Below are 21,952 nucleotides of genomic sequence, written 5' to 3' on the forward strand. Positions count from 1 at the left end.
TGCAGGCGAAGGAGCGATGCGGTGAACACCGAGCGACCCGACCACGACGACGAGCCGCGCCCCGCCCCGGGCAACGCGCCCGACACCGGGGGCGCACCGCAGGAGCGCGAGCCGGGGCAGGCGCGGGCGGACGCACCGGATCGCGGAGATTCCGGCTCCGCACCGTCCGGCGGTCGTGCGGAGGACTCCTCGACGTCCGAGGCCGAGGGGACCGAGGCTGCCGAGGCGACCGAGCCGCGGGGCGCGGGCACCGCGGTGACGGGGACCGGAACGGGTGAGGCGGCGCCGGCCGGCCGGCCGAAGGAGACGGAACCGGGGGCCGAGCCCTCTGTGTCCCCGGCTGAAGCGACCGCGGACCAGTCGGTGGAGCCCTCCGGAGTGAAGGATTCCGGACGGCCCGGGAAGGCGGCCACCGGCGCGGGCGCGAGTGAGACCCGGCCTTCCGAGGCGGGGGCACCGGCCCCGGCAACCGCGGATCCCGCCGGGCGACGCACAGCCGTCGGCCGATGCCAAGGAGCCCGGCCGGCCCGGCGCGGCGGGCGCAGGCCCGGCGCGAGCGCCGGCAGGGCGGAGCAGCCGGCCGCAGGCGAGGAGCGCGGCTCGGGCGGCGCGGGTTCGGCCGGGGCCGAGCCGGTGCTGACGGGAGCGCGTGGACCCTCCGGTGCCGGCGAGCCGGCGGCCGGCCGGCGGCGCTCGCCCGTGCTGGTCGCCTCCGTCGCCGCCGCCGTGCTGCTGGTCGGAGGCGGAGGGGCGTACCTCGCGGCCGGGACCGGCGAGGACAAGGGGGCCGGGACGGCTCCCGGGGCGAACGGTGACCCCACTCCCCCGCCGCTCGCCCTGGACGGCTTCTCCGAGAGCGGCCCGAACGCCATCGCACCGGGCGAGCCCAACCCCTACGGCGCCACCTACCGCGCCGACGGCACGCTTCCCGACGGCCCGGACACGGCGCCGGTGTACCACGCGCGGGGCCAGGTGACCGAGGACAAGGTGGTCGCGCTGGCGAAGGCGCTGGGCATGGAAGGCCGGCCGGTCGCCGAGGGCGCCTCGTGGCGGATCGGCGGCCAGGACGGCTCCGGACCGACCCTGCGCGTCGACCAGCAGGCCCCCGGCACCTGGACGTTCAGCCGGAACATCCCCGGCGGCGACAACTGCAAGGGCGCCACCTGCAAGGCACCGTCCGGCACCGGCGGTCCCGCGGTGAGCGAGGCCGCCGCGAAGAAGGCCGCCGCCCCCGTTCTCAAGGCCGTGGGCCAGGACGAGGCCAAGCTGGACGCGAGCCAGCTGCTGGACGGCAGGCGCGTGGTGAACGCCGACCCGGTGGTCGGCGGCCTGCCGACCTACGGCTGGACGACCGGGGTGGTCGTCGGCGCCGGCGGTGAGGTGGTCGGCGGCAGCGGCCGGCTCGCGGAGCCGGTGAAGGGGGACACCTACCCCGTGGTCGGCGCCGACGAGGCGCTGGCGTCGATGAACGGGGCTCCCGGCGCCGGGGACCGGGTGGAGATCGGCGGCTGCGCCACCCCCGTACCGCTGGAGGACGGGCAGCGGCAGGAGGAGCCGTGCGCCCCGGCGACGAAGCCGGCCGGTGACACCGTCTCGGTCGACGACGCGGTGTTCGGGCTGGCCGCGCACTCGGTGGACGGGCGGCCCGCGCTGGTGCCGTCCTGGCTGTTCGAGGTGCGGCCGGCGGGTTCGGACAGTCCGTTCACCGTGACGCACCCCGCGGTCGCCCCCTCGTTCCTCGCCTCGCCGACCGGGTCCGGGGAGCAGCCGGGCGAGCGGCCCTCTCGGCCGGGTGACGAGCCGACGTCGGCGCCGGCCGCCCGGGACGTCGCGGTGGAGGGCTACACCGCCGAGGGCGACGAGCTCACCGTGACCTTCTCCGGCGGCGTGTGCGCCGATTACGAGGCGACGGCGAGCGAGAGCGGGGGCAGGGTCACGGTGAAGGTGACCGAGACACCCTGGCCGGACAAGGTGTGCATCATGATCGCCAAGCAGTACCGGCAGACGGTACGGCTGGACGCGCCGCTCGGCGACCGCGAGGTCGTGGACGCGCGGGGCGAGCCGGTGCCGCTGCACAAGGAGGGCGCCCGCCTGCCGGCGCCCCGTAGCCGCTGACCGCCGGGCGCGTACGACGAAGGCGGCGGTCCCGTGTCCACGGGGCCGCCGCCTTCGTCACGCTCCGGACCGGTACTCCGGACCGGGCGGTGCGCTCAGCTGAAGGAGTCGCCGCAGGCGCAGGAGCCGGTGGCGTTGGGGTTGTCGATCGTGAAGCCCTGCTTCTCGATGGTGTCGACGAAGTCGATGGTGGCGCCGCCCAGGTACGGGGCGCTCATGCGGTCGGTGACGACCTTCACACCGCCGAAGTCCTTCACCACGTCGCCGTCGAGCGAGCGCTCGTCGAAGAAGAGCTGGTAGCGCAGGCCGGAGCAGCCGCCGGGCTGGACGGCGACGCGCAGGGCGAGGTCGTCACGGCCTTCCTGGTCGAGCAGGGCCTTGACCTTGGACGCGGCGGCGTCGGTCAGGACGATGCCGTCGGTGACGGTGGTGGTCTCGTCCGATACGGACATCTACATCTCTCCCGGGTTGTACGGAGACTGCTTGCCGACGGTTGCAACCGGCGGGACCGCGGATTCATTCCGGGCCGGGCGCGTGATTTCCTCGCCTCGCTCTTCATGCTCGCACACGCCGTGCGGAGCGGAAACCGTCCCTTGTCGGGGCCTGGCGGGAATGAACGGGCGGCCGCCTAGATTCACGTCACATGGACGCTATGGCCATCGTCAAAGTGACGTGAACCGGTTATGATAGATAGCGTCATTTCGACGAGAAGTCGCCAGAACAGAAAGGGTGCGTGTCGTGACCACCGCCCAGACCCCGGAGCTCGACGTCCAGCCGACGCCCCTCGCCCTGCTGCTCCTCGGCCGTGAGGCCGACCCGAGGAGCGAGCGCGGTGTGGAGTGTCCCGGCGACCTCCCCTCGCCGTCCGACCCCGACCTAGTGGAGCGCGCCCGCGCGGCCAAGGAGAAGCTCGGGGACAAGGTCTTCGTCCTCGGCCACCACTACCAGCGTGACGAGGTCATCCAGTTCGCCGACGTCACGGGCGACTCCTTCAAGCTGGCGCGGGACGCGGCCGCGCGCCCGCAGGCCGAGTACATCGTCTTCTGCGGTGTGCACTTCATGGCCGAGTCCGCCGACATCCTCACCGGCGACGACCAGAAGGTGGTCCTGCCGGACCTCGCGGCCGGCTGCTCCATGGCCGACATGGCCACCGCCGAGCAGGTGGCCGAGTGCTGGGACGTGCTGACCGAGGCCGGGGTGGCCGAGCAGGTCGTCCCCGTCTCGTACATGAACTCCTCCGCCGACATCAAGGCCTTCACCGGCAAGCACGGCGGCACGATCTGCACCTCCTCCAACGCCAAGCGCGCCCTGGACTGGGCGTTCCAGCAGGGCGAGAAGGTCCTGTTCCTCCCCGACCAGCACCTGGGCCGCAATACGGCGGTGCGTGACATGGGGATGTCGCTGGAGGACTGCGTCGTCTACAACCCGCACAAGCCGAACGGCGGACTGACGGCGGAGGAGCTGCGCGGCGCCAAGATGATCCTGTGGCGCGGTCACTGCTCGGTGCACGGCCGCTTCAGCCTCGACTCGGTCGAGGAGGTCCGCGAGCGCATCCCGGGCGTCAACGTCCTGGTGCACCCCGAGTGCCGGCACGAGGTCGTGGCCGCGGCGGACCACGTCGGCTCGACCGAGTACATCATCAAGACGCTGGAGGCGGCCCCGGCCGGCTCCAAGTGGGCCATCGGCACCGAGCTGAACCTGGTCCGCCGCCTGGCGAACCGTTTCGCTTCCGAGGACAAGGAGATCGTGTTCCTCGACCGCACGGTCTGCTTCTGCTCGACGATGAACCGCATCGACCTCCCCCACCTGGTGTGGGCCCTGGAGTCCCTCGCCGAGGGGAACCTGGTCAACCGCATCGAGGTGGACAAGGAGACGGAGGCGTTCGCCAAGCTCGCCCTGGAGCGCATGCTGGCGCTGCCGTAACACCGGCACGGCACACGGCGAAGGCCCCCGTCCGGCACCTGTGGGTGCCGGACGGGGGCCTTCGCCGTGCCGCGGATCAGACCTGCGCCGGGGCCGGCTTCTCGGGCGTCCGCTGCTGGGCGGCCGTCTCCCGCTTCGCCGCGCGCTTCTTCGCGCGGCGCTCCTTGCGGAGCTCCAGCATCGCGTAGAGCGTCGGGACGAGCAGCAGGGTGAGCAGGGTCGACGTGATCAGACCGCCGATCACCACGACCGCGAGCGGCTGGGCGATGAAGCCGCCCTCGCCGGTGACACCGAGCGCCATCGGGAGCAGCGCGAAGACGGTCGCCAGGGCCGTCATCAGGATCGGCCGCAGTCGGTGCCGGCCGCCCTCCAGCACGGCCTCGACGACACCGTAGCCCTGCTTGCGGTACTGGTTGATCAGGTCGATCAGCACGATCGCGTTGGTGACCACGATGCCGATCAGCATCAGCATGCCGATCATCGCCGGGACGCCCATCGGGGTGCCGGTGACCAGCAGCAGGCCGATCGCGCCGGTCGCCGCGAACGGGATGGACACCAGCAGGATCAGCGGCTGGGCCAGCGACCGGAAGGTGCCGACCAGCAGCATGAAGACGATCGCGATCGCGGCCAGCATGGCCAGGCCCAGGTTGACGAACGCCTCGTCCTGGTCCTCGGTCACGCCGCCGATCTCGGCCGTCGCGCCCGCGGGCAGCGTCAGCTCGTCGATCTTCGTCTGGAGCTCCGTTCCCACGGCGCCCGTGTTGTCGCCGACCGGGCGGGCGGTGACGGTGGCCGCGCGCTGGCCGTCGATCCGGGTCATGGAGACCGGACCGTCCACCACCTGCACGGTGGCGATGTCGCCGAGCTTCACCGCGCCGAGGCGCAGCTCGCGCAGCTGGTCCGCGGTGGTGGCGGGTCGCGCCGAGCGGATGACGACGTCGCGCTCGGCGTCGTCGAGGACCGCCTTGCCGACCGGGGTGCCCTTCACCGACTGGGCGACGGCCGTCCCGAGGGTCTGGGCGTCGAAGCCGGCCGCGGCGGCCTTGTCGGTGGGCTTCACCGAGATGCGGGGCACGCTCTGCGAGAGGTCGCTGGTGACGTCGGTGACGTCGTCCAGCGAGGCCACCGCGTCACGCACCTGCTCGGCCGCCTTGCGCAGCACCTGCGCGTCGGCGGCCTTGACCACCACACTCAGGTCCTGGCTGCCGAAGCCGTCTCCGGCCGCCACGGTGGTGGTGCCGATGCCGTCGAGCTCGCCGAGGCCCTTCTCCAGGCTGTCCCGCACGTCCGCGGATGACGCGGAGTCCTCCAGCATGACCTGGTAGGTCGCCTGGTTGGTGTCCGTACCTCCGCCGAAGGCGGCCATGAAGCCGGACGAGCCGACCGTCACCTGGTAGTCCCGCACGCCCTCGGTGTCGTCGAGCAGCCGCTCGACCTTCTTGGCCTGGGCGTCGGTGGCGGCCAGGCTGGTGCCGGGCTTCAGCTTCTGCTGGACGGTGAGGACCTGCTGCTCGCCCGCGTCGAAGAAGTTGGTCTTCAGCAGCGGCGCCATGGCGAAGGTGGCGATCAGGACGACCACGGCGATGGCCACGCTGGCCAGCCGGCGCCGGGTGGCGAACCGCAGCACGCTCACGTAGGTGCGCTGCAGCCGGCTCCTGGCCTCCTTCTCCTCCGCCAGCCGGCGGGCCTGCTCGGCGTCCTCCGGGGTGCCCTTGGGGGGCCGCAGGAACCAGTACGACAGCACCGGGACGACCGTCAGCGACACCAGCAGGGACGCCAGCAGCGCGGCGGTGACGGTGAGGCTGAAGGAGCCGAACAGCTCGCCCACCATGCCCCCGACCAGGCCGATCGGCAGGAACACGGCGACCGTGGTGAGCGTGGCGGAGGTGACCGCGCCGGCCACCTCGCGCACCGCGTTCATGATGGCCGCCTGGCGTTCCTCGCCGTAGCCGAGGTGCCGCTTGATGTTCTCCAGGACGACGATGGAGTCGTCCACGACGCGGCCGATGGCGATGGTCAGGGCGCCGAGCGTCAGCATGTTCAGGGACAGGTCGCGGGTCCACAGCACGATCAGGGCGAGCACCACCGACAGCGGGATGGACACGGCGGTGACGAGCGTGGAGCGGACCGACGCGAGGAAGACCAGGATCACCAGCACGGCGAAGAGCAGACCGAGCGCGCCCTCGGTGGTCAGGCCCTCGATGGCCTTGGAGACCGCGGGGCCCTGGTCGCTGACCACGGTGAGGGTGGCGCCGTCGCCGAGGTCCTCGCGCAGCTCGGGCAGCTTGTCCTCGACGGCCTCGGAGATGGCGACCGCGCTGCCGTCGTGGTCCATGGTGGCCATCACGGCGAGACTCGGCCTGCCGTTGGTGCGGGTGAGGGAGTCGGAGCCCGCCTCCTCCTGGCGCACGGTGGCGACGTCACCGAGCCGGACGGGCTTGCCCGCACCGGGTGCGGCGGTGACCATCAGGTCCTGGATCTGGCGCACCGAGGTGAAGCCGCCGCCCACCTGGACGGTGCGGTTGGCGCCGTTCTCGTCGAAGGAGCCCGCCGGCACGGTCGCCCCGCCGGCCTGCAGGGCCTGCGCTATCGACTGGGTGCTCAGGCCCGCCCTGGCGAGCTTCGCGGCGTCGGGGACGACGGTGACCTGGAGGTCGCGAACGCCGTCCACCTGGACCTGGCCGACGCCGTCGATGCCCTTCAGCGCGGGCACCACCGTGCGGTCCAGCTGGTCGGCGAGCGCCTGCTGGTCCTGGTCGGAGGTGACGGCGAGCACCACGGTCGGGATGTCGTCCGTGGAACCGGCGACGACCTGCGGGTCCACCCCGGACGGCAGCCGGGCGCCGGCCCGGTTCACGGCCTGCTGCACATCGGCGACGAGCTGCTGGGTGTTGTTGCCGAAGTCGAAGGACGCCATGATCACGGCGGTGCCCTCGCTCGCCTTCGAGGTGACGCCGGAGATGCCGTCGACGGCCTCCAGGCTGTCCTCGATGGGCTCGACGACCTGCTTCTCGACCACGTCCGGCGAGGCGCCCTGGTAGGGCGCGATCACGGAGACCATGGGCAGTTCGATGGTGGGCAGGAGCTGCTGTTTCAGCTGTGGAATCGCGATCGCCCCGAAGACGAGCGCGATGATCGACATCAGTCCGATCAGCGCCCGTTGCGCGAGGCTGAATCTGGACAGCCAGGACATGGGTCAGGGTCTCTTTTCCGTCGAGCGGCGAAAGTCCGGCAGGCGGCCGCGCGCACAGTGGGCGGCCCGCTCTACACCCTGAGCCATGGCGGAGGGCCGATCCGTAGACCCGAGGTCCAATCTCTCCGGGGGCGCGTACTCCCGCCGCAGTACGCCCGCCGGGGCTCAGTCCACCCTTGGACGGACCAGTCCGGACTCGTAGGCGATCACCACGAGCTGCGCACGGTCGCGGGCTCCCAGCTTGGCCATGGCGCGGTTGACGTGCGTCTTCACGGTGAGAGGGCTGACCTCGAGGCGTTCGGCGATCTCGTCGTTGGAGTGGCCGCCCGCGACCTGGACGAGCACCTCCCGCTCGCGCACGGTGAGCGAGCCGAGGCGCTCGGCGCGGTCGGGATCGCGGTCGGGGCCGGAGGGGCCCTCCTGGGCGAGGAAGCGGGCGATCAGGCCCTTCGTGGCCACCGGGGACAGCAGTGCCTCGCCTCCGGCGGCGATGCGGACCGCGCCGAGCATCTCGCCGGGTTCGGAGCCCTTGCCGAGGAACCCGGAGGCGCCGGCCCGCAGCGACTGCACCACGTAGTCGTCGACCTCGAAGGTCGTCAGTATCACCACCCGCACCCCGGAGAGCGCGGGGTCGGCGCTGATCTCGCGGGTGGCGGCGAGCCCGTCGGTGCCGGGCATGCGGATGTCCATGAGGACGACGTCGGGGAGGTGCTCGCGCGCCAGCCGGACCGCCTCCGCGCCGTCGGACGCCTCGCCCACCACCTCCATGTCCGGCTCGGAGTCGACGAGGACGCGGAAGGCGCTGCGCAGCAGGGCCTGGTCGTCGGCGAGCAGGACACGGATCGTCATGCGGTCTCCAGCGGGGCGTCGGTCACGGGCGGCCGCCCGGGGCGGTGGAGGTGCGGGGTTCGACGGGCAGGATCGCATGCACGCGGAAGCCGCCGCCGTAGCGGGGGCCGGTGGTCAGGGTGCCGCGCAGGGCGGTGACGCGTTCCCGCATGCCGAGCAGGCCGTGCCCGCCGCCGGGGGTGTGCTCGTGGCCCCCGTCGCTGCCGTCGTCGAGCACCGTGACCTCGATGTGCGGTCCGACGCGTACGACGCTGACCTCGGCCCGCGCGCCGGCCCCGGCGTGCCTCTGCACGTTGGTCAGCGCCTCCTGGATGATCCGGTACGCCGCCAGGTCGACGGCGGCCGGCAGTTCGGTGCCCTGGTCGGCGCGGGCCACCTCGACGCGCAGGCCGGCGTTGCGGAAGGTGCCGGCGAGTTCGTCGAGGCGGTCCAGTCCGGGAGCCGGCTCGGTGGGCGCCTCCGGGTCGCCGGACTGGCGCAGCAGGCCGACGGTGGCACGCAGTTCGCCGAGCGCGTGCCGGCTGGCCTCGCGGACGTGGGCGAGGGCCTCCTTGGCCTGGTCGGGCCGCTTGTCCATGACGTGGGCGGCGACCCCGGCCTGGACGTTGACCAGGGCGATGTGGTGGGCGACCACGTCGTGCAGGTCGCGGGCGATGCGCAGGCGCTCCTCGGCGACCCGGCGGCGGGCCTCTTCCTCCCGGGTGCGTTCGGCCCGTTCGGCGCGCTCGCGGATGGCCTGGACGAAGGCACGGCGGCTGCGCACGGCGTCCCCGGCGGTGGCGCCGATCCCGGTCCAGGCCAAGATCGCCAGGTTCTCCTGGGCGTACCAGGGCAGGGGTCCCGCGGCCATCGCGGTGCCGGTCAGGACGGTCATGGTGAGCAGGCCGAGCCGCCAGGTGGTGGGGCGGTCGGTGGTGGCGGCGACGGTGTAGAGGGCGATCACCGCGCACATGGCGACGGGCGCGCGGGGGTCGCCGGTGACGGACTCGACGACGGAGAGACCGCCGGCCACACCCAGCACCGTACGGGGGGCGCGGCGCCGGAAGACGAGCGCGGCGGCGCCGAGCGTCATCAGGACCAGGCTGAGCGGGTCGGGGGTGCGCAGACCCCAGCGGACCCCCTCGGGGTCGTGCGGGTCGACGAACGACCCCGCGACCATGCACAGCAGGACGCCGGCGGCCAGCGCCGCGTCCACTGCGGTGGGGTGGGCCCGCGCCCGGCACCGGGCGCGCGTCAGGGTGCTCACGGCTGCTTGCGGTGACCGGGGCGGACGCCCGTGCGGCGCACCCCGGTTCCCCCCTCTCTGCGGACGATTCGACCAGGTCTTCCCGGGACGCCCTCAGGTGCCCGGGATGAGGCCGTCGTCGGTCAGGAGGTCACGGACCTCCTCGAGGGTGGCGTCGGGGGACGGCAGGATGAGGTCGGACGGCTCCAGGGAGTCGTCCGGCACCGGCTCGCCCAGCTCGTGCACCTTGTCCAGCAGTGCCTTGAGCGTCGCGCGGAAGCCGGGACCGTCGCCGTTCTCCATCTCGGCGAGCAGTTCCTCGTCCAGCTTGTTCAGCTCGGCGAGCCGGCTCTCGGCCAGCGTCACCTGCCCCTCCCCCATGATCCGTACGATCATGTCGCCCTCCTCGGCGTGGGCTACTGCTTGTCGAAGCGCGGGGTGTCCTGCGGCTGCTGCTGGGCCTGGGGCTGGGCCTCTCCCTGGCCGCCCTCGATGGCCTGCCGGTCACCGGAGCCGCCGCCGGCCAGCTCGGCCTTCATGCGCTGCAGTTCCAGCTCCACGTCCGTGCCGCCGGAGAGGCGGTCCAGCTCGGCCTGGATGTCGTCCTTGTGCATGCCGGACTGGTCGTCGAGGGCGCCGGAGGCGAGCAGTTCGTCGATCGCGCCGGCCCGCGCCTGGAGCTGGGCGGTCTTGTCCTCGGCGCGCTGGATCGCCAGGCCGACGTCGCCCATCTCCTCGGAGATGCCGGAGAAGGCCTCGCCGATCCGGGTCTGCGCCTGCGCGGCGGTGTAGGTGGCCTTGATGGTCTCCTTCTTGGTGCGGAAGGCGTCCACCTTGGCCTGGAGCCGCTGCGCCGCGAGGGTCAGCTTCTCCTCCTCGCCCTGGAGCGTGGCGTGCTGCGTCTCCAGGTCCGTCACCTGCTGCTGGAGCGCGGCGCGGCGGGAGAGCGCCTCGCGCGCCAGGTCCTCGCGGCCGAGCGCGAGCGCCTTGCGGCCCTGGTCCTCCAGCTTGCCCGACTGGGACTGGAGCTGGTTGAGCTGGAGCTCCAGCCGCTTGCGGGAGGTCGCCACGTCGGCGACGCCCCGGCGGACCTTCTGGAGCAGTTCCAGCTGCTTCTGGTACGAGTAATCGAGGGTTTCGCGCGGGTCCTCGGCCCGGTCAAGGGCCTTGTTCGCCTTCGCGCGGAAGATCATCCCCATACGCTTCATGACACCGCTCATGGGCTTCGCGCGCCCCCTTCTGACGGACTCCAGCTCCAGCACCTGCGACAGAACCCACAGTACGGGCCCTGCATCCATTACCGCACTGTTCGGGGACGGATGCGCTCATCCCCAAGGACGACTGAGTACCCTCCCGGTCCGGCGTGAGGAGTAGGTGGTTCCCCAGGGCGGCCCGCCGGTCGTCCCGGAGACCCCCGCTACGTCCCCATCTGTCCTAGGGAAAGACGTCCGGTGTTGCCGGATCGTTCCCCGCGGCGCTGGGGTCCAACCCCGGCCACCCCGTACCCTTGGGTTTTGTGTTCCGTAGCCGTGCCAAGGAAGAGAAGGCGTCCGCCGCCGACAAGGCGACGATGACCGACTCCAATCAGCCCCGTCACCCCGAGGCCCCCAAGGGCCGCCCCACGCCCAAGCGCAGCGCGGCCCAGTCGCAGCGCCGCAGCGTGGCCAACACGAGCATGACGCGCAAGGACGCCTCCAAGCGTCAGCGCGAGGAGCGCCGTGCCGCACTGGAGCGTCAGCGCCAGGCGCTGGCCAGCGGCGACGAGCGTTACCTGCCCGCGCGCGACAAGGGGCCGGTGCGCCGGTTCGCCCGCGACTACGTGGACTCGCGGTTCAACATCGCGGAGTACTTCCTGCCGATGGCCGTGGTCATCCTCGTGCTGAGCCTGGTCCAGGTGCCGCAGCTGCAGAACATCGCGCTGCTGCTGTGGCTCGTGGTCATCGTGATGATCGTGCTCGACTCGATCGTGACCGGCTTCCGGCTGAAGAAGACGCTCGCCGAGCGCTTCCCGGACGAGAACCGGCGCGGCGCGGTCGCCTACGCCCTGATGCGCACGCTCCAGATGCGCCGGCTGCGGCTGCCCAAGCCCCAGGTCAAGCGCGGGGAGCGGCCCTGAGCACGACGCCGTTCACGGACGGCACGGCGCGGGGCCTGCCGAGCGGGCTCGGCGGACTGCGTGACGTCGTCCGCGAGGAGCTGGTGGCCCGCCAGCTGGAGGAGCAGATAGTGGGGCGCTTCCCGGTCGGGCGGCGGCTGCGTGTGCTCGACGTCGGCATGGGCCGGGGGGCGCAGGCGCTCCGGCTGGCCCGGGCCGGCCATCAGGTCACGGGTGTCGAGCAGGACGCAGCGTCGATCACGGCCGCCCGGGAGACCTTCGCCGGGGAGCCCGAGGGCATCCGGGAGCGGATGCGCATCATCGAGGGCCATGCCGGGGACACCGGTGTGCACTTCCTGCCGGGCAGCTTCGACGTCGTGCTCTGTCATGGCGTGCTCATGGACGACGTCGAGGAGCCGGACGCGCTGCTCGCCGGGGTGGCGCGGATGCTGGCGCCCGGCGGGATGCTGTCCCTGCTGGTGCGCAACGGCGACGCCGCCGCGATGCGGGCGGGGCTGTCCGGCGACTGGGCCTGCGCGCTGGCGGCGTTCTGCCCGCCCACGGCGTCCTACGGGCTGAAGCGGCTGACCGCGACCCTCGCCGGGATCGGGGCGCCGCTGCACACGTGGTACGGCGTGCGGGTCTTCACCGACACGGTGGCGGACGACGCGGTGCTCCCCGACGACCTCGACGCGGTGCTCGCGGTCGAGGACCGGGCCGGGCGGACGGACCCCTACCGGGGCGTCGCCTCGCTGCTGCACCTGTGCGGGGTCCGGGGCTGAGGGCTCAGCCCCGGCAGCGGACGCGGCCCCGCCGGCGGGGCGGGGTGACCCGCGGCCCGCCCCAGGGCTCACGCCCCGTCGTCGGCGGCTTCGGTCTCCGTCTCCGTCTCCGCGTGAAGGCTCATCGGACCGTAGATCTCCGTGCTGTCCTCCGAGAGGCGCACCTGGTCGGCGCCGCCCTCCAGGAGGGCCTTCCAGTTCTCCCCGATCCAGGACTCGGCGTCCCCCTGCGTGGGGAACTCCTCCGGCGGCACCGCGGGCTCGACCTGCGTCCCGTCGGCCTTCTCGAACCGCCACGTCCATGCCGCCATGTACGCCTCCCATGGTGTGAGCTCACTGCACGACAGAAGCCGGATCTTGGTCCGGCTCCTGACCAAGAGCGTAGTCGGACGGGCATCGGCTGTGGGGAAAGGTGAGAATCGGGGCGTGGAACTGACTCTGCTCGGCACCGGTGCCCCCGCGGGACTGCCCCGCCCCGACTGTCCCTGCGCCGCGTGCGCGTGCGCGCTCGGCCCGGACGCGCGGGCGGCGACCTCGCTGCTGGTGGACGGCGCGCTGCTGCTCGACCTGACGCCGGGCGCGGCCTTCGCCGCCGCCCGTGCGGGACGATCGCTGGGCGGGGTGCGCCAGGTGCTGCTGTCGCACCCGCACGACGGCCCGGCGGTGGAGGTGCCGGCCGGGCTGCCGCAGCCGGGACGGGTCCCGGACGGGCGGGAGTTGGCGCTGCTGACGGGGCATCGGGTGCGGGCGGTGGCGATGGACGCGCCCGGCACCGGGTACGCGGTGACCGGTCCGGACGGGCAGCGGCTGCTGTACCTGCCGCCGGGCGGGGCGCCGGCCGGGCTGGAGGCGCCTGCCGAGCCGTACGCGATGGTGGTGCTGGACGTCCTGGGGCGTCCGGACGCGCTGGCGCGGCTGCGGGAGGTGGGCGCGGTGGTCCCCACCACGGACGTGATCGCCGTCCATCTGGACCACGACGTGCCGCCGGGCGCCGAGGTGCGGCGCCGGCTGGCGGCGGCCGGGGCGCGTGCCGTGCCGGACGGCACCACGCTGGAGGTCGGCGCCTACGAGGACGTGCCGGACGTGCCGCGGCGCACCCTGGTGCTGGGCGGGGCCCGTTCGGGCAAGTCGGTGGAGGCGGAGCGGCGCCTCGAGGCGTTCCCCGAGGTGCTGTACGTGGCGACCGGCGGCTCGCGCAACGGGGACACCGAGTGGGCGTCACGGGTGTCCGCGCACCAGGAACGGCGGCCGGGTTCCTGGCGCACGGTGGAGACCTGTGATCTGGTCCCGCTGTTCAAGGACGACGGCCCGCCCCTCCTGGTCGACTGCCTGTCGCTGTGGCTGACGGACGCGATGGACGCGGTGGGCGCGTGGGACGACGCGGAGTGGGCGGACGGCGGCGAGCGGGCCCTGCGGGAGCGGGTGCGGGCGCTGACGGACGCGGTGCGCGAGACCCGGCGCACCGTGGTCGCCGTCTCCAACGAGGTCGGCTCGGGCATCGTCCCGGCCACCGCGTCCGGGCGCCGCTACCGCGACGAACTGGGCCGCCTGAACGCGGCGTTCGCCCAGGAGTGCGAGCAGGTCCTCCTGGTGGTGGCGGGCCAGGCACTGGTCCTGCGGGGCTGACGAGGCGCCCGCGACGCCTTGAGGAGCCGTCGCAACGCCCTCGTTCCGCGCCGACCGGCACCCGGCCTCCCGCACGGACCGCAGGGCAACGGCTCCTGGGACCACGGCCCTTGCTCACTTGGATGACCGGGCAGCGGGCCGCCGACCACGGCACGGGGCGCTGGTGGACCGGCGACGGGACCGCCGGAGCACGGGCCGGGACGAGCCGGTGACTCGGCAACGGGCCCGCCCAGCACCCCGGCCTTGTACACGAACCCGCCGGCGGGTTCCCCGGCCACGACCTGGCCCGCCCGGGCCGGCCGGTGGTGGTCTGCCGGGGCGGCGCGGGGCGCGGGAGGCTCGCGGACGGGATGGGCGGGCATAGTCACGGTTTGCGGGCGATGACCCGGTAGGTGTTGGCGAACGGGGTGTGGCGGGCCAGGGGGGCGAGGGCCAGGTCGGCCGCCGCGGCGGCGACGACCAGCGGGGTCCCCGCGCTCAGCAGCACCGTCCGCAGGCGCTGTTGCGCCGGTGAGGGCGGGACCGCCCGCCAGGGGGTGTCCGGGGCGGGCAGCGCGTGGGAGAGCGCGAGGGCGGTCAGGCCGGCCAGGTCGTGCGGCACGTGTGCGGCGCGGTGCCCGGCGGTGACGATCTCGCAGCCGCGTGCCAGGAGTTCCTCGCGGAGGTTGCGGCGGGGCAGCAGGTGCAGCCTGCGGGGCTGGTCGTAGGGCAGCCACCAGCGGCCGAACAGCGCGGCGTACGCGCAGCGGGGGTCGAGGGTCTCGATCAGCAGGTGGCCGCCGGGGCGCAGCGCGTCAAGGGCGGCGTGCAGTTCGGCGCGCGGGTCGGTGGTGCGCTCCAGGTGGTGCAGCAGGCTGACCACGTCGTAGCGGCCGGCCAGCCGGGCCAGCACCCGCGGGTCGGTGAGCGGCCCGACGTGCGCCTCCTCCACCCACCCGAGGTCACGGGCCCGCTCCACACGCACGGTGAGGTCGGTGCCGTCGAACGCGGTGTACGGGAAGAACTCCCGGGCGGTCTGCGGGAATCGGGCGAGTCCGGTGCCGACGTCCAGCCAGCTCTCCGGCTCACCGAAGGGCAGCATCGCGCGGGCGGCGGCGCGGCGGCGGTGCCGTACGGCGTGCAGGGCGAGGACCCGTTCGGTGGCGGGGTCGCGGGGGGCGCCGCGCACGGCCCGCCGGTAGAAGGCCAGGCCCTCGGGGGTGAGCCGGGGGTTCTGGAAGGTGTGCCCGCAGTCGCGGCACTCGTCGACGGTGAACAGTCCGGGCCGGTGCCGGCGCAGGTCCCCCGTTCTCAGCCGGGTCCGCAGCCGCGCGGAGCCGCACCAGGGGCAGTCCGCGCGGCGCGGTTCGTGCACCCGGGCGGAGCCGTGCGGGGCGGGGAACGCGGTGTCGGAGGCGGTGGCGGACATGGGCGGCTCCCGGCGTGAGGGCGTACGGCACGCGGGTGGCGCGACGTGCGGGGACGGTCGGGCACGGACGGAGGGATCTCCGGCATTCCCGAGCAAAACGTTACGTACGGGAGGGCCTCGCAGGGTGGATCACCGCCGGGGTGGCGTGGTGGGGGTGAGGCGGCGAACGTGGGGACGACCGGCGCATCGGGGTGTTCGACCGGGGCCGGTACTGTTCGGCGAATGAGCTCGCTTAATCTCGACGACTTCACCGATCTGATCGAGCGTCCGGACGGCGGGGTGCGCCGTGACGCGGAGGAGCACCGGGCCCGCCTGGACGTCCCGCCCGGGTCGCTGGGCCGCCTGGACGACCTCAGTGAGTGGCTGGCGGCGGCGCAGTCCGCGGTGCCGGTGCGGCCGGTCGAACGGCCGCGGGTGGTGCTGTTCGCGGGCGATCACGGCGTCGCGCAGCTGGACGTCTCCTCACGCGCCGCGGGCACCGCGGTGGAACTGGTGCGGGACGTGCTGGAGGGGGGCCGTCCGGTCTCCGTGCTGGCGCGGCGGCTGGGCGTGCCGGTGCGGGTGGTCGACATGTCCCTGGACTGCGACCCGGCGTCGCTGCCCGAGGACGTCGTACGCCACCGGGTGCGGCGGGGCAGCGGGCGGATCGACGTCGAGGACGCGCTGACCCCGGAGGAGGCGGAGGCCGCGTTCCGCGCGGGAATGGCCGTGGCGGACGAGGAGGCCGACTCCGGTACGGATCTGGTGGTGCTGGGCGACGTCAGTGTCGGCGGCACGACGGCGGCGGGCGTGCTGGTGGCCGCGCTGTGCGGGACGGACGCTTCGGTGGTGACCGGGCGGGGCGGCCTGGCGATCGACGACCTGGCGTGGATGCGCAAGTGCGCGGCGATCCGGGACGCGTTGCGGCGGGCGCGGCCGGTGCTGGGTGACCAGTTGCGGCTGCTGGCGACGGTCGGCGGTGCGGACCTCACCGCGATGACGGGGTTCCTGCTGCAGAGCGCCGTGCGGAAGCTGCCGGTGCTGCTGGACGGGGTGGTGACGGCGGCGTGTGCGCTGGTGGCGCAGCGGGTGGCGTTCCGGGCGCCGGACTGGTGGCTGGCGTCGCACATGAGCGGGGAGCCGGGGCAGGCGAAGGCGCTGGACCGGATGGCGTTGGAGCCGTTGCTGCCGCAGGGGGTCCGTGTGGGTGAAGGGGCGGGGGCGTTGCTGGCGCTGCCGTTGGTGCAGGCCGCTTCGGCGCTGGCCGCTGAGTTGCCGGTGCGGGAGGGTGTCGGCAAGGGCGAGTAGGGCTTGCGCCCTTCGTGACGCGGGGGATGCGCCCTTCCGGGACGCGCGGGGGTGCGCCCTTCCGGGACGCGCGGGGGTGCGCCCTTCCGGGACGCGGGGGGAGGTACGCCCCTTAGGGGCGCGGGGAACTGCGCGGAGGGGGTCCGGGGGCGAAGCCCCCGAGGGGCAGCGTGGGTTGCCCTGCCGTTTCCGCAGTTCCCCGCGCCCCTGGGGGGTGATGGTCCCTCCCCCTGTTTCCGGGCGCGGGTGGCTTTCGCTGCCGTTTGCGCAGTTCCCCGCGCCCCTGGGGGGTGATGGTCCCTCCCCGTGTTTCTGGGGGCAGGGGGCTTTCGCTGCCGTTTGCGCAGTTCCCCGCGCCCCTGGGGGTCATGGTCCCTCCCCGTGTTTCTGGCCCTGGAAGGGCTTCAGTTCGTGCGTTGCAAGGGTTTGGGCGGGTCCGGTTTGCCGCCCAGCCAGTCCTGCAGTGCCCGAGCCGGGCGAACCCAGCGGCGGTCGTGGTGGTACGCACGCAGGAGCGACTTCGCGCGGGCCCGATGCCGTCGGCGATAGAAGCGTTTCGCCCAAGGGGAGCCGGGGCGGGCCAGCCGCAGGGAGCCGACGAGCGCCACGAGCGGGATGATCACGCCGAAGACCGCGAGCCGCACCTTCCCCTTGCTCAGGGCGATCAGCGCGAAGCCGAAGTTGACGGCGATGCCGGTGAGGGCGCCCGCGCGGTTCTGCAGTTCGTCCTGGGAGAGGTCGTTGACACCGAACGGCGCGAACCCGAACAGCAGCAGCCCCACCAGCGCCGCCGTGAGCGCCACCATCTCCACGCTCTTGCGCCCGGCCTCGGACCAGTACACGTCGTCCAGGTGGAGGATCAGCGCGAACTCGTCCAGGACCAGTCCCGTACCGACGCCGAAGAGCACCGCGCTGAAGTACGAGCCGAAGCCGTGTCCGCCGCCCGCCACCGAGCCGAAGCCGCCGATCACGGTGAGGATGACGCCGGGCACCACGTGGTGGATGTGCACCGAGCCCGCGGTGACGTTGCCGAAGGGGCCTTTGCCGGCCCTGATCAGACGGGTGATGATCCGGGTGATCACGAAGGTGAGGACGAAGGCCGTCAGCGCGAGAAGCAGCGGGAGCTTGCCCGGCTCGATGATGTTCCGCTCCAGCCACTGTCCCATATGCGCACTTTATCCAGGGGTGCGGGCGGCGCCCTGCTGACCGCCGGGTAATCTGCGCCGGTGCCCGCGCCCTCTTCCGCCTCCCCCGCCGACGGACTCCGTTTCGCCTTCGGCACCCTCACCGTCCTCCCGGCCGGGCTCACCCGCTGGGACCGTGCGGCCGCGCGGGCCGGCATGCTCTGCGCGCCCGTGGTCGGCCTGGTGGTGGGCGTGGTGGCCGCCGGGACGGGGCTGGTGCTGCTGCTCCTCGGCGCGGGCCCGCCGCTCGCCGCCGTGGCCTCCGTCGCCGTGCCCGCCGCGCTGACCCGGGGCCTGCACCTGGACGGGCTGGCCGACACCGCGGACGGGCTGGGCAGCGGCAAGCCCGCCGAGGACGCCCTGCGCGTCATGAAACAGTCGGACGTCGGGCCGTTCGGGGTGCTCACGCTGGTCCTCGTGCTGCTGGCCCAGGTGGCCGCGCTGACGCAGGCGTACGGCGGTTCCTGGGCGCGGGGCGCGCTGGCCGCCGTGGTGTCGGCCGTCGCGGCGCGGCTCGCCCTCACCCTGGCCGCGCGCCCCGGCGTGCCGCCCGCCCGGCCGGAGGGGCTGGGCGCGGCGGTCGCGGGGGTGGTGCCGGTGCGGGGCGCGGCGGTCGCCGTGCTCCTGGTCACCGGGGTGCTCGTCGGCGCCGGCGCGGCCCTGGGGGCCCTCGACGCGCTGCGCGCCGGGCTCGCGGTGCTGGTGGCGGCCGGCGCCGCGGAACTGCTGCTGCGCCACTGCGTACGGCGGTTCGGCGGGGTGACCGGTGACGTGTTCGGCGGGCTCGCGGAGACGGCGGCGACGACCGCGCTGGTCGTCCTGTCACTGGGCTGAAACGATCTCCCTCGTCCCCTGTGGAGGGCGTGCGGGGCGCCGCTAGCCTGTGGGTCGAACCGGCGAGCGAACGGGGGACGTCGATGTCGGCACCGCGTCGTGCCATGGCCTGGGTGATCGACTTCGCGCTGGTGGTGAGCGTCGCCTCACTGCTGGCGGTGCTCACCTTCAACCGGATGTCCGCCCTGGTGACGGACGTGCCCGAACTGGCCGCGCGCGGCGGCTTCGATCTGCTCACCTCGCGCGGTGACGTGCTCGGCGCCTCCGGCACCCTCGGCACGTCCCTGTGGGACAGGTCGGTCGGCTACGTCCAGCAGGCGTTCGTGCTGCTGGCCATGGCCGCGTACCTCTACCAGTGGGCGTGCCTCGCCCTCGCCGGGCGGACCCTCGGCAAGGCCCTGACCGGCCTGAAGGTCACCCCGCGCACGCCCCGGCGGGCGGCGCTGCGCGCGGCGGTGACCACGGCCACCGACGTCGTCGTCTACGCGGTGGCCTGCGTGCTGCTGGTGGAGGGCGAGATCCTGCTGTCGGTGCTGGTGTGGCTGGCCGCGGTGGCGCTGTTCCTGCTGAACGCGCTGCCGGTGCTGGGCTCCCGGCGGCGCTCGCTCGCCGACCGGGTGGCCGGCACCTCGGTGACCGCGGTGCGGCTCAGCATGCCTGCCGCCATGAGCCGAGTTCGTACTTCTTGAGCAGCGAACTCAGTTTCAGGCGGCGGGAGTCGGCGCAGAAGCGGGCGGTGGGCAGCTCGTACTCGGCGTGGAGGACGGCCTTGCCCGCCTCGACGAACGGGGTGAGCTCGTCGCACTCGCCGTACTGGGCGCACTGTTCGTTGACCGCGAAGTCGAAGTCGTCGACCAGCTCCGGGATCTGGTCCAGGTCGTTCTTCAGGCCGACGGCCATGCCGCGCTCGTGCGCCAGCCGGGCGATCAGCCGGTTGTAGCGGAGCTGGTCGGCGGCGGTGAGCGGGAAGCCGGTGCGGTTGCGGTAGCCGTCCATGTTGTCCGGCTCGACGGCGTCGAAGCCCTTGTCCCGGCACATGTCGAGGCGCTCGGCCATCAGCGGCTCCAGCACGTCGGTACGGCGGATGTCGAGCCAGCGCTCGCCCTCCCAGCCGTTGCCCCGGCCGATCACGGACTCCGGGAAGTCGCCGGCGTCCGGACGGAAGTCCTCCCAGGCCCCGGTGGACAGGTAGCAGATGACCTTGCGGCCGTCACGGTGCAGCGCGTCGACGGTCTCCTTCGAGTGGTGGAAGCCGTCGATGTCGTACACGGGGACGTCGACGGAGGTGTCGAGTCGCCCGGTGAGCTGCCACTGCCAATCGACACCCGGCCGCGGCTGCCAGCGCCCGTCCGACGGTCCCGGGGACGGCCTCGCGTCCGCCCCCGAACCCTTGCCGCACCCCGCCAGCACCAGGACCAGGGCCAGCAGGCCGGCCACTGCGCACACTCGTCTCACTCAACGCTCCCCAGACACTCGTGCCGCCGTACCCGGACGACACGGCAACACCCCATGATCACCCGCCCCGTCCCCCCGGGCACACGAACCGGCCACCGCCCGCGGCACCCGCCGCCCGGCCCGGACGCGGCACGCCGGGGCAGCCCGCGGACGGCACGGGTGGGCGCGCCTCGGTCCCTGCCGGGCGGGTGTGTGCCCGGCGTGGCATCGGCCGCACCGGGGCGGGGCACCCGGCGTGGGGCCCGGTGCACCGGCCATGAGCGCGGGCGCGTACGCGCGTAGGCTCGGGGCGAGTGTTCGCCGTACCGGGGAGGCCCCGACGGGATCGCACCCGGACGTCACGATTAGGGTCGGCTGCCGGGCCCGGTCGACCCACACCTTTCGGCCACTGCAACTTCACATCGGAAGCGAGAACTCACCACCGTGACTGCTCTGACTCTCAGCACCGCCGCGGTCGCCGGCCTGCGCGCCGACGCGATCGTGATCGGTGTCGCCAAGGGCTCCGCGTCCAAGCCGGGGGGACCCGTCGTCGCCCCGGGCGCCGAGGCCGTGGACCAGGCGTACGACGGCAATCTGGCCGGTGTCCTGGAGACCCTCGGCGCGTCCGGTGCCGAGGGCGAGGTGACCAAGGTCCCCGCACCGGCCGGCTTCAAGGCGCCGCTCGTGGTGGCGGTCGGCCTCGGCGCCCAGCCCGGCAAGGACTCCGGTTACGCCGCCGAGGCGCTGCGCAGGGCGGCCGGCGCCGCCGCCCGCGCCCTCACCGGCACGAAGAAGGCCGCGTTCGCGCTGCCCCTCACGGACGCCGCCGACGCCGGCGCGGTCGCGGAGGGTGTGCTGCTCGGCGCGTACTCCTTCGACGCCTACAAGGACCAGGGCGACGCGAAGAACGGCAAGAACGGCAAGGCCCCGCTCGCCGAGGCGGCGCTGCTCGGCGGCAAGCCCCGGGACAAGGCGTACAAGGCGGCCGTCGAGCGCGCCGTCGCCGTGTCGGAGGAGCTCAACCGCGCCCGTGACCTGGTCAACACCCCGCCGAACGACCTCAATCCCGAGGCGTTCGCGGCGATCGCCCAGGCGGCCGCCAAGGAGCACGGCATCAAGGTGCAGGTGCTCGACGAGAAGGCCCTCGTCAAGGGCGGCTACGGCGGCATCCTCGGCGTCGGCGCCGGCTCGGCGTCCGGCCCGCGCCTGGTGAAGCTGTCGTACACCTCGTCCAAGGCGAAGAAGCACCTCGCCCTGGTCGGCAAGGGCATCACCTACGACTCGGGCGGCATCTCGCTGAAGCCGGCCGGTCACAACGAGACGATGAAGTGCGACATGAGCGGCGCCGCCGCCGTGTTCGCCGCGGTCGTCGCCGCCGCCCGCCTGGGCCTCGAGGTCAACGTCACCGGCTGGCTGGCGCTGGCCGAGAACATGCCCTCCGGTTCCGCGACCCGCCCGGGTGACGTGCTGCGCATGTTCAGCGGCAAGACGGTGGAGGTGCTCAACACCGACGCCGAGGGCCGGCTGGTCCTCGCGGACGCCCTGTGGGCCGCCTCGCAGGAGAAGCCGGACGCCATCGTGGACGTGGCGACCCTGACCGGCGCCATGATGCTGGCGCTGGGCAGCCGCACCTTCGGCATCATGGCCAACGACGACGACTTCCGCGCCGTCGTGCACGAGGCCGCCGAGGAGGCGGGCGAGCCGGCCTGGCCGATGCCGCTGCCGGACCACTTGCGCAAGGGCATGGAGTCGGCGACCGCCGACATCGCCAACATGGGTGAGCGGATGGGCGGCGGCCTGGTCGCCGGCCTGTTCCTGCGCGAGTTCGTCGGCGAGGGCATCACCTGGGCCCACCTCGACATCGCGGGCCCGGCCTTCAACGAGGGCGGCCCCTTCGGCTACACCCCCAAGGGCGGTACCGGCTCCGCCGTGCGCACGCTGGTGCGGCTGGCGGAGCGCGCGGCCGACGGCGAGCTGAGCTGACGCATCCTCGGGTG

19 protein-coding genes are annotated in these 21,952 nt (G+C 73.5%); 9 read left to right on the forward strand and 10 right to left on the reverse strand.

Going from position 1 to position 21,952, the window contains the following annotated elements; translation table 11 throughout:
* Positions 1 to 21: 21 nt before the first annotated feature.
* Complete coding sequence (locus tag F3L20_RS24350) at positions 22 to 2,115, forward strand: hypothetical protein (protein WP_431193176.1); 2,094 nt, start codon at positions 22 to 24, stop codon at positions 2,113 to 2,115.
* A 95-nt stretch (positions 2,116 to 2,210) separates the two neighbouring features.
* On the opposite strand, the gene erpA is transcribed toward F3L20_RS24350, so the two are convergent.
* The gene (gene erpA / locus F3L20_RS24355) at positions 2,211 to 2,567 is read right to left on the reverse strand and encodes an iron-sulfur cluster insertion protein ErpA (protein ID WP_019522019.1); all 357 of its coding nucleotides are present in this window, start codon (positions 2,565 to 2,567) and stop codon (positions 2,211 to 2,213) included.
* Positions 2,568 to 2,853: 286 nt separating this feature from the next.
* Between erpA and nadA the strand changes: the two genes are divergently transcribed.
* Positions 2,854 to 4,038, forward strand: a complete 1,185-nt coding sequence (nadA, locus tag F3L20_RS24365) for a quinolinate synthase NadA (protein WP_150156159.1) — start codon at positions 2,854 to 2,856, stop codon at positions 4,036 to 4,038.
* A 76-nt stretch (positions 4,039 to 4,114) separates the two neighbouring features.
* On the opposite strand, the gene F3L20_RS24370 is transcribed toward nadA, so the two are convergent.
* The 5 genes from F3L20_RS24370 to F3L20_RS24390 form a co-directional block, all read right to left on the reverse strand.
* On the reverse strand, positions 4,115 to 7,231 hold the full coding sequence (locus F3L20_RS24370) for an efflux RND transporter permease subunit (protein WP_150156160.1): 3,117 nt from the start codon (positions 7,229 to 7,231) through the stop codon (positions 4,115 to 4,117).
* A 165-nt stretch (positions 7,232 to 7,396) separates the two neighbouring features.
* Positions 7,397 to 8,080, reverse strand: a complete 684-nt coding sequence (locus F3L20_RS24375) for a response regulator (RefSeq protein WP_145825363.1) — start codon at positions 8,078 to 8,080, stop codon at positions 7,397 to 7,399.
* Positions 8,081 to 8,102: 22 nt separating this feature from the next.
* On the reverse strand, positions 8,103 to 9,326 hold the full coding sequence (locus F3L20_RS24380) for a sensor histidine kinase (RefSeq protein ID WP_150156161.1): 1,224 nt from the start codon (positions 9,324 to 9,326) through the stop codon (positions 8,103 to 8,105).
* 93 nt (positions 9,327 to 9,419) lie between these two features.
* The gene (gene pspAA, locus F3L20_RS24385; RefSeq protein ID WP_145825365.1) at positions 9,420 to 9,701 is read right to left on the reverse strand and encodes a PspA-associated protein PspAA; all 282 of its coding nucleotides are present in this window, start codon (positions 9,699 to 9,701) and stop codon (positions 9,420 to 9,422) included.
* Positions 9,702 to 9,721: 20 nt separating this feature from the next.
* Complete coding sequence (locus tag F3L20_RS24390; protein WP_261383800.1) at positions 9,722 to 10,513, reverse strand: PspA/IM30 family protein; 792 nt, start codon at positions 10,511 to 10,513, stop codon at positions 9,722 to 9,724.
* A gap of 269 nt (positions 10,514 to 10,782) precedes the next feature.
* On the opposite strand from F3L20_RS24390, the gene F3L20_RS24395 reads away from it, so the two are divergent.
* Complete coding sequence (locus F3L20_RS24395) at positions 10,783 to 11,421, forward strand: DUF3043 domain-containing protein (RefSeq protein WP_145825366.1); 639 nt, start codon at positions 10,783 to 10,785, stop codon at positions 11,419 to 11,421.
* A gap of 83 nt (positions 11,422 to 11,504) precedes the next feature.
* Positions 11,505 to 12,182: a methyltransferase domain-containing protein gene (locus F3L20_RS24400; protein WP_150156162.1), complete on the forward strand. Its 678-nt coding sequence runs from the start codon at positions 11,505 to 11,507 to the stop codon at positions 12,180 to 12,182.
* A gap of 68 nt (positions 12,183 to 12,250) precedes the next feature.
* On the opposite strand, the gene F3L20_RS24405 is transcribed toward F3L20_RS24400, so the two are convergent.
* Complete coding sequence (locus F3L20_RS24405) at positions 12,251 to 12,493, reverse strand: hypothetical protein (protein ID WP_150156163.1); 243 nt, start codon at positions 12,491 to 12,493, stop codon at positions 12,251 to 12,253.
* Positions 12,494 to 12,608: 115 nt separating this feature from the next.
* On the opposite strand from F3L20_RS24405, the gene F3L20_RS24410 reads away from it, so the two are divergent.
* Entirely contained in the window at positions 12,609 to 13,808 is a 1,200-nt protein-coding gene (locus F3L20_RS24410) for a bifunctional adenosylcobinamide kinase/adenosylcobinamide-phosphate guanylyltransferase (RefSeq protein WP_150156164.1), read from the forward strand.
* Between the two features lie 364 nt (positions 13,809 to 14,172).
* Here F3L20_RS24410 and F3L20_RS24415 read toward each other — a convergent pair whose 3' ends face one another.
* On the reverse strand, positions 14,173 to 15,216 hold the full coding sequence (locus F3L20_RS24415) for a class I SAM-dependent methyltransferase (RefSeq protein WP_150156165.1): 1,044 nt from the start codon (positions 15,214 to 15,216) through the stop codon (positions 14,173 to 14,175).
* A 222-nt stretch (positions 15,217 to 15,438) separates the two neighbouring features.
* Between F3L20_RS24415 and cobT the strand changes: the two genes are divergently transcribed.
* Positions 15,439 to 16,503 (forward strand): nicotinate-nucleotide--dimethylbenzimidazole phosphoribosyltransferase, encoded by a 1,065-nt coding sequence (gene cobT / locus F3L20_RS24420; protein ID WP_150156166.1) that lies wholly within the window; start codon positions 15,439 to 15,441, stop codon positions 16,501 to 16,503.
* 404 nt (positions 16,504 to 16,907) lie between these two features.
* Here cobT and F3L20_RS24425 read toward each other — a convergent pair whose 3' ends face one another.
* A complete protein-coding gene (locus F3L20_RS24425) occupies positions 16,908 to 17,669 on the reverse strand; it encodes a hypothetical protein (protein ID WP_150156167.1) in 762 nt (253 codons plus the stop codon).
* A 60-nt stretch (positions 17,670 to 17,729) separates the two neighbouring features.
* Here F3L20_RS24425 and F3L20_RS24430 point away from each other — a divergent pair, with 60 nt between their 5' ends.
* Positions 17,730 to 18,521, forward strand: coding sequence for an adenosylcobinamide-GDP ribazoletransferase (locus F3L20_RS24430; protein ID WP_150156168.1), 792 nt, complete (start codon positions 17,730 to 17,732; stop codon positions 18,519 to 18,521).
* A gap of 83 nt (positions 18,522 to 18,604) precedes the next feature.
* Positions 18,605 to 19,210 (forward strand): RDD family protein, encoded by a 606-nt coding sequence (locus tag F3L20_RS24435; protein WP_240810743.1) that lies wholly within the window; start codon positions 18,605 to 18,607, stop codon positions 19,208 to 19,210.
* Here F3L20_RS24435 and F3L20_RS24440 read toward each other — a convergent pair.
* Entirely contained in the window at positions 19,170 to 19,967 is a 798-nt protein-coding gene (locus tag F3L20_RS24440; RefSeq protein WP_431193177.1) for an endo alpha-1,4 polygalactosaminidase, read from the reverse strand. The genes F3L20_RS24435 and F3L20_RS24440 overlap by 41 nt on opposite strands.
* A 432-nt stretch (positions 19,968 to 20,399) precedes the next feature.
* On the opposite strand from F3L20_RS24440, the gene F3L20_RS24445 reads away from it, so the two are divergent.
* Positions 20,400 to 21,938: a leucyl aminopeptidase gene (locus F3L20_RS24445; protein WP_150156170.1), complete on the forward strand. Its 1,539-nt coding sequence runs from the start codon at positions 20,400 to 20,402 to the stop codon at positions 21,936 to 21,938.
* Positions 21,939 to 21,952: the final 14 nt, after the last annotated feature.

Origin of the sequence: Streptomyces tendae, assembly GCF_008632955.1 — a bacterium.
Classification (GTDB): Bacteria; Actinomycetota; Actinomycetes; order Streptomycetales; family Streptomycetaceae; genus Streptomyces.

Coding starts and splice junctions, on each gene's coding strand:
- F3L20_RS24375 (WP_145825363.1), bottom strand. CDS start 8,080: ATGACGATCCGTGTCCTGCTCGCCGACGACCAGGCCCTGCTGCGCAGC.
- F3L20_RS24390 (WP_261383800.1), bottom strand. CDS start 10,513: ATGAAGCGTATGGGGATGATCTTCCGCGCGAAGGCGAACAAGGCCCTT.
- F3L20_RS24370 (WP_150156160.1), bottom strand. CDS start 7,231: ATGTCCTGGCTGTCCAGATTCAGCCTCGCGCAACGGGCGCTGATCGGA.
- erpA (WP_019522019.1), bottom strand. CDS start 2,567: ATGTCCGTATCGGACGAGACCACCACCGTCACCGACGGCATCGTCCTG.
- F3L20_RS24405 (WP_150156163.1), bottom strand. CDS start 12,493: ATGGCGGCATGGACGTGGCGGTTCGAGAAGGCCGACGGGACGCAGGTC.
- F3L20_RS24415 (WP_150156165.1), bottom strand. CDS start 15,216: ATGTCCGCCACCGCCTCCGACACCGCGTTCCCCGCCCCGCACGGCTCC.
- F3L20_RS24425 (WP_150156167.1), bottom strand. CDS start 17,669: ATGGGACAGTGGCTGGAGCGGAACATCATCGAGCCGGGCAAGCTCCCG.
- F3L20_RS24435 (WP_240810743.1), top strand. CDS start 18,605: ATGTCGGCACCGCGTCGTGCCATGGCCTGGGTGATCGACTTCGCGCTG.
- cobT (WP_150156166.1), top strand. CDS start 15,439: ATGAGCTCGCTTAATCTCGACGACTTCACCGATCTGATCGAGCGTCCG.
- pspAA (WP_145825365.1), bottom strand. CDS start 9,701: ATGATCGTACGGATCATGGGGGAGGGGCAGGTGACGCTGGCCGAGAGC.